Source organism: Paraburkholderia megapolitana (genome assembly GCF_007556815.1).
Taxonomy (GTDB): Bacteria; Pseudomonadota; Gammaproteobacteria; order Burkholderiales; family Burkholderiaceae; genus Paraburkholderia; species Paraburkholderia megapolitana.
This window is the reverse complement of the sequence record NZ_CP041745.1, coordinates 2,283,813-2,301,468: the sequence shown is the minus strand read 5'-3', so window position 1 is coordinate 2,301,468 and position 17,656 is coordinate 2,283,813. Positions and strand designations below refer to the sequence as shown.

Here is a 17,656-nt window from a genome sequence, read left to right as displayed (position 1 = left end):
CATCCTGCATCACGCGGCGACGCGATTTCAACAAGGAGACTGACATGGCTTTGTCTGGCTACAGGCAGTGTATTGTCCCGTTGTTATTAGGACTGGTATTGAGTGTGTCGGGGTGCGGTGGCGACTCCGGTTCGAGCGGCACGGCCGCCAGTGCGCTGAAAAGCGCGGCGAATGCGAGTGCTGCTCCCGCCAGCGCCGCTCCTGCGGCCGAATCCGCCGCAATGCAGCAACGGCGCACAGCGCGTCAAATCGCCGTGGTTCCGCCGCCGATGGGCTGGTCGTCCTGGAACAGCCTCGCGGAGAACGTCAACTTCGACACGATCAAGGGCGTGGCGGACGGCATGGTCCAGTTGAATACGCAGATCAAGAGCGGCGCGAAATACCAGTATGTGAACATCGACGAAGGCTGGTGGACCTCCGGCACACGCGATGCGAACGGCAACTTCATCATCGACAACACGCAATGGCCGGGCGGTATGCAGGCGATGGCGCAATACATCCATAGCAAGGGTCTCAAGGCGGGCATCTATATCGATGCCGGTCCGCAGGGTTGCGGCACGCGTACCGACGGCACGCATTTCGTCGGTAGCGATTTCGCGCACTACGAGCACGATTTCCTGCAGTTCGCGCAATGGGGCTTCGACTTCGTCAAGGTCGACTTCTGCGGCGGCAACAACGCAGGCTACGACCCGCAGCAGGCTTATACGGCCATTGCCAACGCGATCGACGACGCCTTCATCCAGACCGGACAGCTCATTACGTTCAGCATCTGCGACTGGGGCACCATCGGCAGCAACCCCGCCTATCCGGACTACAAACAAGGACCGTGGGACTGGGCAGCCGGTGTTGGCCGCATGTGGAGAACGACCGGCGACATCTACGGGCCGAATAGCGGTGCGCCGAACTTCGGCAGCGTGGTGGGCAATTTCCTCGGCAATTACCATCCCGAAGGACAGCACACCGGCTATTACAACGATCCCGACATGATGGTGGCGGGCATGGGCATGACGGCGGTGCATGACCAGGCGCATATGAGCTTGTGGGCCATCGCGGGTGCACCGCTGATTCTCGGTGACGATCTGTCGAAGCCGATCTCGGCCGACACGCTCAACGTGATGACGAATCCTGAAGTGATCGCGATCGACCAGGATCTGCTTGGCGTGCAGGGCGTGATGGTCGCGCAGTCGGGTGCGCAACAGGTCTGGTCGAAGCTGCTGGCCGGCAGTGGACAGCGGGCTGTCGTGCTGTTCAATAACGGCGCCGCCGATGCGCCGATGACGGTCACCTGGCAGCAACTCGGCCTCGTGCCGAATGCGCGGACCACCGTGCGCGATGTGCTGGCGATGCAGAACCTTGGCTCGTTCAAGAGTTCCTATACCGCACCCGTTGTGCCCGCGGGCGGTGTCGTGATGCTGCTGGTCAACGGCACGGATGTCGCCTCGACGACTTACCGGCCGAGCTCCGTCGGTGGTGGTGCGACGATCACGCGTTGCCCGACTTGCGATGGCGGCACGATCGTGAAGGGCCTCGGTACGGTGACGTTCAACAACGTGACATCGACAGCGCCGGGCGGTTACATCGAGATCGCGTATGTGAACCGTAGCCGCGAGACGCTGAAGGCGGAACTCAGCACGAACGGCGGGACGCAGACCACGCTCGCGTTCCCGCCGACCAGCCGGGAAGGGCGTGTCGGTACGGTGACGGTGTATGTGGGCCTGCAGACTGGACAGAACTCGCTGACGATCTCGAGCGCGGACAGCTCGGCGCCGACGCCCGAGATCAGCACCGTTGCACTGGTTGCCGGTCCGGTTCGCCTGCCGCCGTTCAAGGCCGCGTACGAAGCTGAAGCGTCCAGCAGCATCCTCGCAGGCGGTGCACGGGTATCGTCGTGTTCCGCGTGCTCGGGGGCGCGGACGTCGGCTATATCGGCAACGGCGGGACGCTGACGATGACCGGTATCTCCGTGCCCACGGACGGCAACTATACGGTTCAGATCGGGTATGCGAACGGAGACTCCACACCGCGGACCGGGCAAATCAGCTTTAACGGTGCAGCACCCATCACCGTCTCGTTTCCGCCGAGCGGCGGCTGGGGCACGATCTCGAGACTCTCTGTGAGCGGAGCGTTCAAGGCGGGTGCGGCGAACACGCTGATCTTCTCGAATCCGTCGGGATGGGCGCCCGACATCGACGGCATCACCGCACCGACGGCGCAGTAGTAGCAGGCTGATTGCAACGCGGTAGCAGAATGACCCGGCACGGGTGAGTACGTGCCGGGTCATTTTTTTTCAGGCACGATGGGGCGGTCGGTGCAGGTTGCGCGGGTGGCACGATATCGTGCTTAGCAGCGCCGCACCTATGGTTGTACGGATTTATTGTTAGCGATCCGCTGCGCAGCCTACGAGAATCTCCGGCTGCAACTCATTGTGCAATCCACTCTTCGCCTTCGAATGACCCACTCATCCTCACGATATCTCGCGCGCACGGCCCGTTGCGTTGCTGCTGCCGGCCTGCTGGCCGCCTCGCTGGTTTTTGCCGCGCACGCCGAAGCGGCACCGGGCAAGACCCTCGTGTTCTGCTCCGAAGGCAGCCCCGCGGGCTTCGACCCAGGGCAGCACACGACGAGCACGGACTTCGACGCCAGCACCTACACGGTCTACAACGAGCTCGTGCAGTTTCGCCGCGGCACGCTCGATCTCGAACCCGCGCTCGCCACAAGTTGGGACGTATCGACCGATCAGCGCACGTACACGTTTCATCTGCGGCACGGCGTGAAGTTCCAGACAACCGCGTGGTTCAAGCCGACGCGCGACTTCAATGCGGATGACGTGCTGTTCACGTTCAACCGCATGCTCCATGCAGACGATCCGTTCCGCACCGCCTATCCGGTCAGCTTCCCGTACTTCAGCGATCTGGGTTTCGACAAGAACATCGACAGTATCGAGAAGGTCGACGACTACACCGTGCGCTTTCATCTGAAGCAGCCGGACGTGATCCTCGTGCGCAATCTCGCGATGAGCTTCGCATCGATCCTCTCCGCCGAATACGCGGCGCAGTTGAGCCGCACGCATCGCGAAGCGGACATCAACCAGTTGCCGGTCGGCACGGGGCCGTTCGTGTTCCGCTCGTATCAGAAGGACGCGCTGATTCGCTTCGATGCGAACCCCGACTACTGGCGACCCGACGATGTGAAGCTCGCACATCTGATCTTCGCGATCACACCGGACCCTGCGGCGCGCATCCAGAAGCTGGCCAGCGGCGAATGCCAGGTGTCGGCATTCCCGCGTCCCGCCGACGTCGAAGTCGTGAAGCGCAATCCGGCATTGAAGTTGGTCTCCGGCGTAGGCTTTAACGTCGGCTTCGTCGGATACAACACGCAGCACCCGCCGCTCGATCGCGTCGAGGTGCGCCGCGCGCTCGATATGTCCATTGACAAGCCGGCTATCCTCAACGCGGTGTTCGCGGGCAACGCGAGCATTGCAACCAATCCGATGCCGCCGTCGCAATGGTCCTACAACGAGAAGCTGAAGGACGCACCGTTCGATCCGGCGAAGGCAAAGGCACTCCTCGCACAGGCCGGCTTTCCGAACGGTTTCGACATCACGCTGTGGGCGATGCCGGTGCAACGTCCGTACAACCCGAACGCACAACTGATGGCACAGCTGCTGCAACAGGACTGGGCGAAGATCGGTGTGCGCGCGAAAATCGTCAGCTACGAGTGGGGCGAATACAACCGCCGGGCAAAGGCAGGCGGCGAGCATGACGTGATCCTGTACGGCTGGTCGGGCGATAACGGCGACCCCGACAACTGGCTCGGCGCATTGCTCGGCTGCGATGCGATACACGGCAGCAACGTGTCGAAGTGGTGCGATCCCACGTTCGATGCGCTGATCGCGAAGGCGCGTTCTACCTCCGACGTCGCGACACGTACTGCGCTATACCGGCAGGCACAGGAGATTTTCAAGCAGCAGGTGCCGTTCACACCGATCGCGCATTCGATCGTGTCGTTGCCGGAGTCGAAGCGGGTGAAGGGGCTCTTGCTGTCGCCGCTTGGCAGCCACCGCTTCGATGGCGTCTCGCTGGACTAGTCGTGCCTAGGGGGCGCTGTGCGACGAATGCGTCAGCGCCCCAGTGCGGCAAGATTCAACGGATACGAACGGCCAATCCACACGGCGGCATCGCGATGATCGCGTAGCGAGTCGCCCGTGTTCGGATGCAGAAACACATCCAGTACGCCGTGATTCAACGTGAGCCACTCGAAAATTCCAACCAGATGCTCACGGTCGAACGCGAGTTGATACGACCACTGCGGGTGAGGACCGACCGGGCGTTCATGAAAGCGGCCCAGCTGTAGCACGTCGGCAAACCGCGCTTCGATCGCTTCCCTTAACACCAATGCCGCGTCGCGCCGCTCGGCGTCGAAGTAGACATGTGCGTGCCAGCCCGCAATTTCGTTGACGTCGAGATAGGTCATCGTGGACTCGAGAGGGTGGGGAGCAAAGAGTCCTCATTGTAAGCGCAAGCGCATGCGCCGCCGGATCGTGCGTATGGGCTGCTGGTCCTGGAAACTCGCTAGCTCATCGAGCGTCATGTTTGCATCAACCATTACTGCGTTTTAACCGACTGTAGTTAATTCGAAAGAATTGGCGTGCCAAACGAGGTGCCAAACAAGGTGACAAAGCCTCTTTAATAAATATCAAAGCCGGCAGCGAATTCTCATTAAATTCTCAATTCCATCTGATATGTGCCAAACCTTGAGCGAAAGAGGTTGACCGTCATTTTTCGTCCTCATAGATTCCCTGCACGATATCGAAGGTCTGTTTTATCAAAACCGTATCTTCACAACAGAAAGCCGTTAATTGTCTTTTAGCAATCATCAGGGGAGTGCATTAACAATGCAAAAGATCACGTCTTGGGGCGTGCCGTTAACCCTCGCTGCACTGGCTCTATCGGGTTGCGGAGGAAGTGTCGACAACACGGCGACCACGCATACCACCGGTACGACGCCATCCAGCACGGCATTTGTGTGGCCCGCCGATTCCGCCGTCAAGGATTCCAATGCCTACGCCGAAGGCAACGATCAGGACGCGCTCACCGGCGACCCCAGCTATCAGAACGGTCCCAACGGCGCTGCGGGGTCCACGAATGCCCAGGTTGCGGCGGGTAACCTTCCGTTGAGTTCGGTGAATGAAACGCCCGCGCAAAAACACCTGACCATGACGTTGAACGGTCAGACATTCGGGTACGAGGCTCGCGCAGGACATCTGATCGCTGCTGCGCCGCCCACATCGCCGACAGGTTCCGCGAGCGCCGAAGCGTCGATCTTCTATATGTCCTATACGCGCGACGATATCCCGCACGATCAGCGACCCATCACGTTCGTCTTTAACGGTGGCCCCGGTGAGCCTTCGATATGGCTGCATCTAGGCTCATGGGCGCCGCAGCGCCTCGACCTGAATGCGCCGGCTGTGCCGCCCGGTCCCTACGCGCAGGACAGCTATCCGCTGATCCCGAACGCCGAGTCGATGCTGGATCAGACCGATCTGGTGTACGTCGATATTCCCGGCAGCGGTTTTTCCGAAGCCATCGCGCCACTGACCAACCTGGATTTGTGGAACACCAATATGGATGCGCAGGTATTCCGCGACTTCATTACGGCCTACATCAACCGCTACAACCGTCAGAGCTCGCCCAAGTATCTGTATGGCGAATCGTATAGCGGTATCCGTACGCCGATCGTGGCGAATCTTCTGGAGCAGGCGGGCACCAGTCACTATGTGACCGACCCGACCGGCAAACCGCCGGTCGTGCTGACCGGCTATGTCCTGCAATCGCCGGTGATGAACTATGCAACCAATCAGAACGTGAATACGGTTGGCATATTCCCGACCGAAGGTATGGTGTCCAGCTGGTATGGGCTCGGTTCCGCACGTGGAAACCTGTCGGAAGCGGACTATTCGAACTCGCTGAGGAATTTCACTACCACTCAGTTTATTTCCCAGGTAGGCAATGCGAATCCGCCAGCCCAATATTTGAACGATTTACAAGGAATAACCGGAATTCCATTGGCCACTTTGACAAAAAATAGCCAATTCAGTGGTTTATCGCAATATAACAATTATTACAGCATGATTGGTCTTTCAATATATCCGTCGAGTGTCCAGTCTTCGGGGCTTTCGAACTCCGCGTTCGATGCGTACGATGGCCGCATTAGCACGGCATCGCCGCAAAAATACGGCATCAGTAATTACGAGGACGCCGCTTTCTATGGCGCGATCAAGCCGCTCATTCAAAGCGAAACCGGCTATCAACCGAGCGATCCTACCCAGCTGTATGGCTCCGACATTGGCGCGAACTACTGGGTACACAATCACAACGGTGCCTTGTCGGACACCAGTGTCCCCGACCTTGTCGAAGCCATGACGATCGATCCAAAACTGAAAGTCCTCGTGCTGCACGGCTACCACGACAATGTCTGCCCGTTCTTCCAGACTGAGCTGGACCTGCAAAACGGCGGGGCGCTACCGGCTCTCGCCGGCCGGATCACCATTGCCGATTTCGACGGCGGTCATATGATCTATCTAACCAACTCGTCCCGTGCTCCCATGCGTGCGCAGCTTCGGACCTTTTACTCGAGCCCGACCACTGCTGTGCAGACAGCTGCGGCCCGTTGAAGCAAGGAGATCGACCATGATGATGAGGGCTTTGCGTAATTTTTCGCTGCTGGCCGCCGTGATGATGGCGCCTGCGGTGCTGACCCCGGCGTTTGCTACCCCAGCGTTGCAGGGTGGCTTCGTTCGGGTGGGCGAGCGCCTTGACCGCGTGCCGCCGCCCGCGCCCGGCACGCCGTCGCTGACACCCGATCTGACCCAGAGCACGATCGTGAGTCATCTGCAAACGCTGTTCGACAAGGCTGCCAATCCGTCGACGCATCTGATGACGAAGCAGGGCGCACTCTCGAGCGGCTGGGGATGGGCCGCGAGTCATTTCGGCGAGATCGACCGCCAGAACAAGGGCGCAGTGAGCTTCGGCGACGTGCTCGATTACCTCAATGGACATTCGAATTCGCCGATGATCTTGCGCCCTGTGCAGGGCACATGAAATGTCCGCACCCTGACGACGGGTTAGACGGCAGGGTGCCTTTTCTGGAAATTCTCATCACGGTGCTGCACGGCTGCTGTGATTACTCACGCGCCTCATGCCGCGCTACTAATTGCGCAAACCAATCATGAAATTGTTCCCGCTAAGTCCCCTGGCCGCCGCCGCCCTGTGCGTGGCCCTTGCTGCCTGTGGAGGTTCGAACTCACCCGGCACGTCCCCGTCGACATCGTCAGGACCACCGACAACAACGTCAACCTCGGCGGCACCCCCTGTGTCGCCATGGCCCGGCTTCACCGTCAGCGGAACCGTTGCCGGCCTGTCGGGCGGGGAGACGCTCACGTTGCTGGACAATGGTTCAGATAGCCTGACGCTGACCGGCAACGGCGCGTTTACTTTTGCGGCGCTCGTTCCCGCAAACATTAAAGCCGGCTACGTGGTGACGGTAGGTTCGCAGTCACCGACAATCTACTGCTCGGTCAACAACGGTAGCGGCTCAGTGACGGCCAACGTGACCAACGTTGCGGTGATCTGTGCGCCTGCCACGTACTCCGTCTCGACGTTCGCGGGTTCGCTGGCGTCCGGCGCGACCGACGGCACTGGCTCTGCCGCTTCGTTCAACGGCCCCGCTGCTGTGGCGACGGACGCAATCGGCAACGTCTACGTGGCCGACAGCAACAACAACACGATCCGCAAGATCACGCCGGCTGGCGTGGTCACCACGCTGGCTGGTTCCGCGACGGCGGGCTCGACCAACGGTACGGGTGCGGCCGCCTCGTTCAACGGTCCGTTTGGCGTAGCGGTGGACGCAAACGGCAACGTGTACGTAACCGATAGCAACAACAACGAGATCCGCAAGATTACGGCGGCTGGCGTGGTCACCACCCTGGCCGGCTCCGGGGCGGTCGGCTCGGCCGACGGCACCGGCGCGGTTGCCTCGTTCAGCAATCCCAATGGCGTGGCGGTGGATGCCAGCGGCAACGTCTACGTGGCCGATAGCGGCAACAACAAGATCCGCAAGATCACACCTGCTGGCGTGGTCACTACACTAGCCGGCGCTGGAGCCGCCGGCTCGGCTGACGGCAGCGGTCCGGCCGCCTCGTTCAACTTCCCGGGTGGCGTAGCGGTTGATGGCGCGGGCAACGTCTACGTGGCCGATGTCAGCAACAACGAAGTCCGCAAGATTACGCCCGCGGGGGTGGTCACCACACTGGCCGGGTCCCCAGCATTGGGCTCGACCGATAGCACGGGCTCGTCCGCCTCGTTCAACGGTCTGTTTGGCATATCGGTGGACGCAAGCGGCAATCTCTACGTGGCCGATAGCAACAACAACCTGATCCGCAAGGTCACACCGGCGGGCGTGGTCACCACACTGGCCGGGTCGACGAAGTCTGGCTCGGCCAACGGCATCGGTAGTGCTGTCTCGTTCAACGATCCGTTGGGCGTTGCGGTGGATACCAGCGGCAACCTCTACGTGGCCGATATCGCCAACAATGAGATCCGCAAACTGACGCCTCCCGCTCCGTAAACCGAACGAGGCGTCGCCAGGATCGACGCCTTCGTCCGAAACGGCATCGCTGCGCTAACGTGGCAGGTGTCACAAGAAGTGACCACTCGATATTCCGCATGCATGAGTCATCACCGCGTTCTGGGCAGACGCGGTTGACTCGTGTGAATCAACCCGTCTACACTCAGCCGCATACTCTAACCGATTGAATATAAAGAGATTGTTTAGCATACCTGCTAAACATCGGTGAGACGTTTCGTTTAGCGGATGTGCTAAACGAAATTGAAAAAGCGGAGACGACAGTGAGAAAAATCAGGGAGATTATCTTCGTGCTATCCATGGCCAGTGTACTTGCTGGTTGTGGTGGCGATGTTCATTCCATGAATGGCGCGGTGAATACGCCGGTAGCGGTCGGTGGCGGTGCGGCTGCGGCAGCGCCGGCTGCGGGTGGTACAACTAGCGGTGCAACGGTTGGCCCAACGGACAGCGCAGCCACACCTACTGCTTCCCCGGCGCCCGTTGCACAGGCACCTGTCGTCATGCAACTGACGCAGTACGTCAATGAGCGGATCGGGACGAACAACGGCGGCGGTACCTCGCTTCTTGCTGGGCTACCCGCCGGTATGGTCCAGTGGGGCCCCGATACGCCGAACCCAGGCGGTATCAACCAGTGGACCACGACGGGGTACTTCGACGGCGCCACGACGATCAGCGACTTCAGCCTCACGCATCTGAGCGGTACAGGTTGCCACGATGGCGGCGGTGGGCTACCGGTCATGCCGGGCACGGCAAGCGGAAGCCCCGGTGCGTTTTCCTCGACGAACGAAACGACGAAGCCCGGCTACTACGGCGTAACGCTTAACAACGGTATTCATACGGAACTGACGGCGACGCAGCGCAGCGGGCTCGGACGTTTTACGTGGCCCGCGGGCCAGTCGGCGCAACTGACGTTGACCGCTCGGTCGGAGGATTATTCGTCCGGTGGCAAGATTGCCTGGGGTGGCAAGAGCGCGCCAGCGACGGTATCGGGGTCGTTCTCCGGCGGCAATTTCTGTAACGACGGCCAGTCCTACACCGTCTATTTCTACGCGACGTTCGACCAGTCGTTCACGGCTAAAACACAGGGCTCGAAGGCTACGTTGACGTTCAAGCCAGTAGCCAGTACACCGCTCGTCGTGAACATGCGCGTGGGTCTTTCCTACACCAGCGTTGCCAATGCGCAGGCAAATCTGCAGCAGGAGCAGGGCGGCACGAACGGCGCGCTGGTCACATTCGATACCGCCGCGGCAAACGCCGACACCGCATGGAATACGCGGCTGAACACGATCCAGGTGAGCGGCGGCAGCACAAGCGATACGACGAAGTTCTACACAGCGCTTTATCACGCATCGCTTGCGCCGTCCGTGATCAGCGACGTGAATGGAAACTACCCGGTGTTCGGCAGTTCGTCGGGACTCGATGCGAGCGGTAATCCGGGGCAAACCGGCAAGAACAGTGCGGGCCAGACCCGCGTGCAGTACACGACGTTCTCGAGCTGGGACACGTATCGTTTACTGATGCCGTTGCTCGCAGTGATTGCTCCGCACGATGTCAGCGACATGATGCAGTCGCTCGTCAACGACGGTCTTGCGTGTGGCAACGCATTCCCGCAGTGGATCGAAGGCACGAACAACAGCAACGTGATGCCTGCCGATACCGTGTCGACCATCGTCGCTCAAAGTTATCTATACGGCGCAACCGATTTCGACACGGCCTCCGCACTCAAGATCATGCTCAACGACGAGACCAACCCGTCGGCCGAATGCGTGAGCATCTCCGTGCTGCCGGGCCTGAGCGATTACACAAAGCTCGGTTATCTACCCGACGACGACAACATCGTCGTCGATTCGAGTCATTCCAACGGCACGTCGTCGACCACGCTCGAATATGCAACCACCGATTTCGCCGTCTCGCGTTTCGCGCAGGCAATGGGCGATTCGGCGAACGCAACGATGCTGCTTGCACGTTCGCACAGCTGGGTCAATCTGATGAAGCCGGATGCGACCCAGGTGAACAACGTGTCGGTCACACAGTTGCAGCCGCGCAACCAGGACGGCAGCTGGCCGCCCTACACGTCGTCGGACCCGGTCGAGGGAACAGCCGAAGAATATACGTGGATGGTGCCGTTCAACATCGGAGGTCTCTTCAACATGCTCGGCGGCGACCAGGCGGTGATTAGCCGGCTTACCGCATTCGAGCCGCAACTCGTCATGACCAACGAGCCGATGTTCGCCACGCCGTGGCTCTACAACTGGACGAGCCGCCCCGACAAAACCCAGGCAGCCGTGGCCAACATCGCCGCGACCCAGTACCTGGCTACGCCGTCCGGCTTGCCCGGCAACGACGACGAAGGCGCGACATCGGGCTGGTTCGTCTGGGCGGCACTCGGCCTGTACCCGGTCATTCCCGCGGAACCCGGCTTCACGGTTGCGAGCCCGCTCTTCACGAACGAGACGATCTACTTCGGTAACGGCAAAACGCTGACGATCACCGCCAACACGCCGCAAACTTACATTCAGTCGATGAAGGTCAACGGTGCTGCGTACAACAGCACCTGGCTGCCGTTCGACACCGTAAAAAACGGCGCAACAATCGATTTCAATCTGGGCGCGACCGCACCGGTCCCCGCATGGGGCGCGTATCAATCGGCACAACCGGTGCCGCCTTCGCCAGGCGGTGCATAAGCGTTGCTACGACCGCGGGCTCCCGTCGCTCGAACGGAGCCCGCACGATTTGCTTGAGTTTCGCACTCCGGCACGCTAAATTCGGCTCGCCTGCCACAGGCGATGCCCAATCAATCCTGACAAGCAACATACAGACAGTACCGGTCAGGTGAAGCCCACCGGGGATGTCCATGCCGCATGAGTTGCAAGGCGACAACGAGCACACGCACAGCGATACGGTTGGCGCTGCGCGGATGACATCGATCAGCCTGGCGCTGGCGGTATTGCTCGGCGGTCTGCTGTTTGTGCAGGGCGTCTGGTTCGATACCCGCTGGTGTGCTGCGCTATCGAGCGCATGGTTCAACGTGCTGGCGGTTGCGCTTGCCGCGCGACTGGCGAATCTCGGCGTGGCCGACGTGGGTGATGCGCACGATCCGCTGCCGCTGCCACGTTCTCTCTCTATCTGGCGACTTTCCTGGTGGACCGCTATCGGCGCTGCCGTACGCGCGGCCTTGCGTGCGATCCGCTGGCAACCTCTGGCCGTGCTGGCATGCGCGGCGCTCTCGGTCTATATGGCGTGGCTTGCGTGGAATCCGCCGATCCGGCTGGTTCTTGCAGCGGCCCTGCAACCGCCTGAGGCGGCGCTCGTGCTCGCCGTTGCCGCGCTGGCGCTGGCCTTCGGCACGCTCGTCGCCGAGCTGTTCCAGTCGATGCGTGCCGAGCGCGGGCGCGCATCGGCGTCGCTGGCCAATGTGCTGCGCGTGGCGCTTGCGGTTGCGCTCGTGGCTGCTGCATCGTCGGCATGGCTTGCTTACGCGAACGTTTCCTCGCGCTGGCCGCTGCGCATCGCGGCGGCTTTCAGTGCGGCAATCGCGATCGAATTCGCACTGCGCGCGGTGCTCTCATGGTTCGCTCCGCCACGTACACGCGAAGGCGATGCCGGCATACCCGACAGTCTGCTGGCAAGCCTGCTGCGCTGGCGGCCTTCGCCGCTCGCGCGTTTCAGCACCGAGTTACGCAAGCGTTACGGTATCGATCTCCGGCAGAACTGGGTGTTGCTGAGCTTCGTGCGCCTGCTGCCCGCAGCGTGCGTCACGGTCGGCGTGTGCGCATGGCTGCTCACCGGCATCGCGATCCTCGGTCCCGATCAGCGCGCGGTCTACGAGCGCTTTGGCGCACCAGTATCGGTCTGGCAACCCGGTTTGCATGTCGGGTTGCCGTGGCCGTTCGGTACGACCCGCACGATCGATAACGGCGCGGTTCACCAGGTCGTCGTCTCCGGTTCGCTGGCGGACAGCAGCATCGCCGCGCCGCGCGTTCCCGCCGATGCTCGCACACCCGAAGTGTTCAACCGTCTGTGGGACGTCGCGCACCAGGGCGAGACGAGCCAGGTGATCGCGGGCGGAAGCGGCGACCGGCAGAACTTTCAGACGGTGAACGCCGATGTGCGGCTCGATTACCGGATCGGTTTGTCCGATGCGGCTGCGCGCGCGGCGTTGTATCGCGTCGCCGATGTGCCGGACACGGTACGCGCGATTGCCAATCGCGAGGTGGTGCGCTACCTCGCGTCGCATACGCTCGAATCGCTGCTCGAAACACGTCAGACCGCCATGGCCGATAGCGTGAAGCACGCGATCCAGGCGCAACTCGACAGCGCGAGAAGCGGTATCGATGTGGTCGCGGTGATCATCGAGAGCGTGCATCCGCCGGCGGGCGCATCGGTCGCGTACCACAGTGTGCAGGCAGCGCAGATTCTCGCTCAGGCGAGTGTCGCGCAGGCGAGCGGTGCCTCAGCGCAAGCGCTTGGCGAGGCACAGCAACAGGCCCATTCGGCCACCGCGCGAGCGGATGCGGAGGCCGCAGAGATTACGTCTGCCGCGCGGGTACAGCAGACCAGTTTCAGCGCCGACATGGCGGCGGCTCAGGTGGGCGGTCCGGCGTTCGCGTTCGAGTACTACCTGCATGGCTTGCAGAAGGGCCTGCTGAATGCGCACGTGACGATCATCGACGACCGGCTGATGGACGGCAATCGCGCGACGCTCGACCTGCGGCCGTACGGCCCGGCCGCTGCCACCGCTGCCGCAGACGCAGCCGGCAAACACAGGATCTACTGACACATGCGCCGCTCATCGACACAGACAGTTCTGCTGCACACAGCGTTGCATCGGGAGATATCGTGAGTCTTCATCATTCGCATGCACACGGTCATCACCACCATCACGGCGCTGACGACGATCACGATCACGGCAGCGCATCGGCGGGTGGGGGCGGCTACTACTGGCGCATCGCGCTGTGCGTGCTCTGCGTCGCCGCGGCGTTCGCGGTCGCGAGTTTCATCCAGGTGCAGGCGGGCGAAGCGACGGTCGTCACGCGCTTCGGCGAACCGGTACGCGTGTTGCTCCAACCAGGGCTCGCGTGGCGGTTGCCCGCGCCGATCGAAGCGGCCGAAGCGGTCGATCTGCGCTTGCATACGACGTCGAGCGGCATGCAGGACGTCGGCACGCGCGATGGCCTGCGCATCATCGTGCAGGCGTACGTTGCGTGGCGCGTGCCGGCCAACGCGAACGACGTCGGCCGGTTTGTGCGCGCCGTGCGCAACGAACCCGACGAAGCCGCGCGCCAGATCCGCTCGTTGCTCGGCTCCGCGCTGCAAACCACCTCGGCTGATTTCGATCTCGCGTCGCTCGTGAATACCGATCCGGGCCAGGTGCGTATCGCCGCTTTCGAAGAAGAGTTGCGCCGGCAGGTCGACGCACAGGTCTACGCGGCCTATGGCGTGCACGTCGAGCAGGTCGGCCTCGAGCGACTGACCTTGCCGGCGGTCACCTTGTCGGCAACCGTCGAGCGCATGCGCGCGGAACGCGAGACGGTAGCCGCACAACGCACCGCGGATGGTCGTCGCGAAGCGGCGCAGATTCGCTCGGACGCCGATCGCGACGCACGCATCGCGATCGCCGATGCGAATGTGAAGGCCGCGGAAATCGAAGCGTCGTCGCGCAAGGATGCGGCAGCGATCTACGGCAAGAGCTACGCGGGCGACCCGCATCTCTACACGATGTTGCGCTCGCTCGATACGCTGAACTCGGTGATCGGCGCGAACACGAACCTGATCCTGCGCACCGATGCGGCGCCGTTCAACGTGCTGGTGCAGGGGCCCGGTGGCCTCGGCGTCGGTGTCGGTGCACCACCGCCGGCGAAGAACGGCAAACGTACGCCATGAATACGACCACCGAGACCGCCAACACTCCGTCGCTCGGACCGGGCGCCCAGGCGGTGCGCGTCGCGTTCTGGTTCATTGCGGCGATCACGGTGCTGGCCGCGTGCATGTGGGCCGCGTCGAACATCCGGCGCATTCCCGCCGACAGCCGCGCAGTCGTCATGCGTTTCGGTGCCTTCGTGCGGACTCAGGACGCAGGCTTGCTGGTCGCATGGCCGCGGCCGTTCGAAAGCGTGCTGCTGATACCGGGCAGCGCACGCGTGCTCGAGCAGCGCGTTACGTCGCTCGAACGCGACCCACGCGCGAAGGCCTTCGATCCGACCGCGGCCGAGTTGGCCGCACCTGCGACGTCACTTGAAGCCGATGCGGCGGATGCTGCGCATACCGACGACGAAACAGCGCTGCTCGAGCGCAAACCGGTGTTGTCCGATGCACTGGCCGGGTCCGGCTACGTGCTGACCGGCGACAACGGTATCGTCCAGTTGAGTGCGACGCTCTATTACCGCGTGACCGACCCGTATGCCTATGTGTTGCAGAAAGAGCGGCTCGACGCGGCGCTCGAGCGGATCGTTGCGGCCGCGGTCGTCGAAGTAACGGCCGCGCGCAATCTCGATGCGATTCTCGTGGCGCGCCCCGAGCGGTTGTCGGTGGATGCGCAGATGGCCGCGAAACGCGAGCGGCTGCGCAGCGATATCGCGCAGGCCGTGCAGCGCCATCTCGACGCGTTGGCGGCGCAACACGCGGGCCTCGGTATCGAGGTGGCGCGCATGGACGTACAGGCGTCGTTCCCGGCCACAGCCGTCGATGCCTTCAACGCCGTGCTGACCTCGCTGCAAACCGCCGACCGGAATATCGCCGAAGCCCGCACAGCCGCCGAAACGATACGCCAGAACGCGCAGCAGACCGCCGATCAAACCTTGCAGAACGCTCAGGCCAACGCCACTGAACGCGTCGGCACCGCGCAGGCCGAGACCACCACGATCCTGCAACTCGAAACGCCGCTCGATAGCGAGCGCGACCCGGGCCTGCCGGCGCGCGCTTATCGCGAGCGCATCCAGCAGATCTTGTCGAAGGCGGGGCGCGTAACGACGATCGATCCGCACGACGCATCGAATCTGGTGCTGCCGGGGAAAATTCAATGAACGTGCAGAGCGAGTCCGTTGAAAGCGCGCTGGGCGATGCCGCCACGCTGGACGCAGGCGACAACGTGGACAACCACGCGGACGACAACCAACCTTCGATCGCACTGTCCGCGGCCGAACGGCGCGCAGTGACGCGACAGATCGCACTGGCGCTGCTCGCCGGTGGGCTGCTGGTGCTGTCGCTGGCGTGGCGCTATCTCGTGCCGGACGGTGCGCAACTCGCTGAGATTCTTGCAGGACTCGCATCGCTGCTGGTCGCCGGGCCGGTGTTCGCGGGTGCATGGCACAGCCTGAAATCGCCCAGTCTGCACGGCGTCACCGACCGCCTGATTGCGCTCGCGATGCTCGCCGCGTGGGCGATCGGCGACATGACGACCGCGGCGTTGCTACCGATCGTGATGACCTTCGGCCATGCGCTCGAAGAACGCAGCGTACTCGGCTCGCAGGAAGCGATTCGCGCGCTCGGCCGGTTGACATCGGGCAAGGTGCGACGCGTGCGTGCCGACGGCTCGATCGAGGAAGTGGCCTACGAAGCGATCCGCGCGGGCGATCTGGTCGAGGTCGCAGCCGGTGCGCGGATTCCCGCCGACGGCGTCGTGCAGCGCGGCCGGTCCAGTGTCGACAACGGACCGATTACCGGCGAGTCGTTGCCGCTCGACGTCGATGAAGGGATTGCGGTGTTCGGCGGTGCGATGAATCTGGACGGCCCGCTGCGCATCGAGGTCACCCATGCCGGCGCCCAATCGACGCTCGGCAAGATCATCGAACTGCTGCAGCGAGCCGAGCAGGTCAAGCCACCGATTACGCAGGTGCTCGAGCGCTACATGGGTGCTTATCTCGCGCTCGTGCTGCTGATTGCGGCGATTGTCTGGTTCACGTCGGCCGATTCGTCAGCGATGCTGGCTGTGATCGTTGCCGCGTGTCCGTGCGCGCTCGTGCTCGCCGCGCCGTCTACGGCGATCGCGGGGATTGCGGTCGGTGCGCGGCACGGCGTGTTGTTCAGGAACGCGGCGTTTCTCGACAGGATCGCCGAAATCGATTCGCTGGTGATCGACAAGACGGGCACGCTGACGCATGGCGAACTGCATGTGTCGAAAGTGTTCGCGCAGCCCGGCGTCGATACCGCGCAAGCGGTCGGGCTGGCCGCGCGGCTGGGGGCGGGCAGCGCGCATCCGGTGAGCCGCGCGCTCGCGCGCTACGCGGCAGCGGCCGGGCACGATGTAACGCCCTACGAGCGGACCCGCGAGTTGCGTGGACTCGGTGTGGTCGCTGAGACACCCGAAGGTCTAGCGGCGCTCGGACGCGCGGATCTGCTTGCGGAGCACGTCAACCCGTTGCAACCGCCGCCGGACGAGATCGACGGACCTTGTGTCGGACTCGCGTTGAACGGGAAACTGCTCGCGTGGTTCGGTTTCGCCGATGCGTTGCGCGCGGAAGCCGCCGATGCGCTCGCGAGCCTGCGCGAACTCGGTCTCGAACGACAAACCTTGCTGACCGGCGATCGCGATGCGGTGGCACACAAACTCGCCGCGCAGGTCGGGATCGATATCGTCGTCTCGCAGGCGCTGCCGCACGACAAACTCGACTACGTGATGCACGAACTCGAAGCCGGGCACCATCCGCTGGTGGTCGGCGACGGGCTGAACGACGTGCTCGCGATCAAGGCCGGCGCGACGAGCATCGCGATGGGCGAGCGGGGGATCGATATTGCGGTGGCGTCGGCCGATATCGTGCTGCTTGGCGACGATCTAAGGCGTATTCCGATGTGCATCCGTCTTGGCCGTCGCTGCCGCAGTACAGCGACGATCAATGCGGCGATCGGCCTGATCTGGACCGTCGAGATCATCGCGCTCGCCGCGTTCGGTGTGCTCGGTGCGGTGTGGGTGGCGATCCTGCATAACGTCGGGACGTTTATCGTGATCGCCAATGCGGGGCGGTTGCTGCGTATCGATGAGGATGCGCCGGTGCGCGATCGTGGCAAGACGATGTGA

12 protein-coding genes are annotated in these 17,656 nt (G+C 62.6%); 11 read left to right on the top strand and 1 reads right to left on the bottom strand.

Going from position 1 to position 17,656, the window contains the following annotated elements; translation table 11 throughout:
- Positions 1-44: 44 nt before the first annotated feature.
- The 3 genes from FNZ07_RS23500 to FNZ07_RS23495 all read left to right on the top strand — a co-directional run bounded on the left by FNZ07_RS23500 (position 45) and on the right by FNZ07_RS23495 (position 4,087).
- Positions 45-1,946: an alpha-galactosidase D gene (locus FNZ07_RS23500; protein WP_249040668.1), complete on the top strand. Its 1,902-nt coding sequence runs from the start codon at positions 45-47 to the stop codon at positions 1,944-1,946.
- Complete coding sequence (locus tag FNZ07_RS34190) at positions 1,889-2,218, top strand: carbohydrate-binding protein (RefSeq protein ID WP_249040686.1); 330 nt, start codon at positions 1,889-1,891, stop codon at positions 2,216-2,218. The genes FNZ07_RS23500 and FNZ07_RS34190 overlap by 58 nt, the downstream gene beginning before the upstream one ends.
- A 231-nt stretch (positions 2,219-2,449) precedes the next feature.
- A complete protein-coding gene (locus tag FNZ07_RS23495) occupies positions 2,450-4,087 on the top strand; it encodes an ABC transporter substrate-binding protein (protein WP_091013082.1) in 1,638 nt (545 codons plus the stop codon).
- 32 nt (positions 4,088-4,119) lie between these two features.
- Here FNZ07_RS23495 and FNZ07_RS23490 read toward each other — a convergent pair whose 3' ends face one another.
- Positions 4,120-4,473, bottom strand: coding sequence for a DOPA 4,5-dioxygenase family protein (locus tag FNZ07_RS23490; protein WP_091013079.1), 354 nt, complete (start codon positions 4,471-4,473; stop codon positions 4,120-4,122).
- 421 nt (positions 4,474-4,894) lie between these two features.
- Between FNZ07_RS23490 and FNZ07_RS23485 the strand changes: the two genes are divergently transcribed.
- The 8 genes from FNZ07_RS23485 (at position 4,895) to FNZ07_RS23450 (ending at position 17,656) form a co-directional block, all read left to right on the top strand.
- Positions 4,895-6,673 (top strand): S10 family serine carboxypeptidase-like protein, encoded by a 1,779-nt coding sequence (locus FNZ07_RS23485; protein ID WP_091013076.1) that lies wholly within the window; start codon positions 4,895-4,897, stop codon positions 6,671-6,673.
- A 16-nt stretch (positions 6,674-6,689) separates the two neighbouring features.
- Positions 6,690-7,100, top strand: a complete 411-nt coding sequence (locus FNZ07_RS23480; protein WP_091013072.1) for a hypothetical protein — start codon at positions 6,690-6,692, stop codon at positions 7,098-7,100.
- 271 nt (positions 7,101-7,371) lie between these two features.
- A complete protein-coding gene (locus FNZ07_RS23475; RefSeq protein WP_211367930.1) occupies positions 7,372-8,625 on the top strand; it encodes an NHL repeat-containing protein in 1,254 nt (417 codons plus the stop codon).
- A 371-nt stretch (positions 8,626-8,996) separates the two neighbouring features.
- Positions 8,997-11,327 (top strand): GH92 family glycosyl hydrolase, encoded by a 2,331-nt coding sequence (locus tag FNZ07_RS23470; protein WP_170275823.1) that lies wholly within the window; start codon positions 8,997-8,999, stop codon positions 11,325-11,327.
- A gap of 164 nt (positions 11,328-11,491) precedes the next feature.
- Entirely contained in the window at positions 11,492-13,420 is a 1,929-nt protein-coding gene (locus FNZ07_RS23465; protein WP_091013063.1) for an SPFH domain-containing protein, read from the top strand.
- Between the two features lie 62 nt (positions 13,421-13,482).
- Positions 13,483-14,526: a protease modulator HflC gene (hflC, locus tag FNZ07_RS23460; RefSeq protein ID WP_091013060.1), complete on the top strand. Its 1,044-nt coding sequence runs from the start codon at positions 13,483-13,485 to the stop codon at positions 14,524-14,526.
- Positions 14,523-15,665 carry an SPFH domain-containing protein gene (locus FNZ07_RS23455; protein ID WP_091013057.1) on the top strand — a complete coding sequence of 381 codons (1,143 nt, stop codon included), beginning with the start codon at positions 14,523-14,525 and terminating at the stop codon, positions 15,663-15,665. The genes hflC and FNZ07_RS23455 overlap by 4 nt, the downstream gene beginning before the upstream one ends.
- Complete coding sequence (locus FNZ07_RS23450) at positions 15,662-17,656, top strand: heavy metal translocating P-type ATPase (RefSeq protein WP_091013052.1); 1,995 nt, start codon at positions 15,662-15,664, stop codon at positions 17,654-17,656. Before FNZ07_RS23455 ends, FNZ07_RS23450 begins: the two co-directional genes overlap by 4 nt.

Coding starts and splice junctions, on each gene's coding strand:
- FNZ07_RS23500 (WP_249040668.1), top strand. CDS start 45: ATGGCTTTGTCTGGCTACAGGCAGTGTATTGTCCCGTTGTTATTAGGA.
- FNZ07_RS23495 (WP_091013082.1), top strand. CDS start 2,450: ATGACCCACTCATCCTCACGATATCTCGCGCGCACGGCCCGTTGCGTT.
- FNZ07_RS23490 (WP_091013079.1), bottom strand. CDS start 4,473: ATGACCTATCTCGACGTCAACGAAATTGCGGGCTGGCACGCACATGTC.
- FNZ07_RS23485 (WP_091013076.1), top strand. CDS start 4,895: ATGCAAAAGATCACGTCTTGGGGCGTGCCGTTAACCCTCGCTGCACTG.
- FNZ07_RS23480 (WP_091013072.1), top strand. CDS start 6,690: ATGATGATGAGGGCTTTGCGTAATTTTTCGCTGCTGGCCGCCGTGATG.
- FNZ07_RS23465 (WP_091013063.1), top strand. CDS start 11,492: ATGTCCATGCCGCATGAGTTGCAAGGCGACAACGAGCACACGCACAGC.
- FNZ07_RS23455 (WP_091013057.1), top strand. CDS start 14,523: ATGAATACGACCACCGAGACCGCCAACACTCCGTCGCTCGGACCGGGC.
- FNZ07_RS23450 (WP_091013052.1), top strand. CDS start 15,662: ATGAACGTGCAGAGCGAGTCCGTTGAAAGCGCGCTGGGCGATGCCGCC.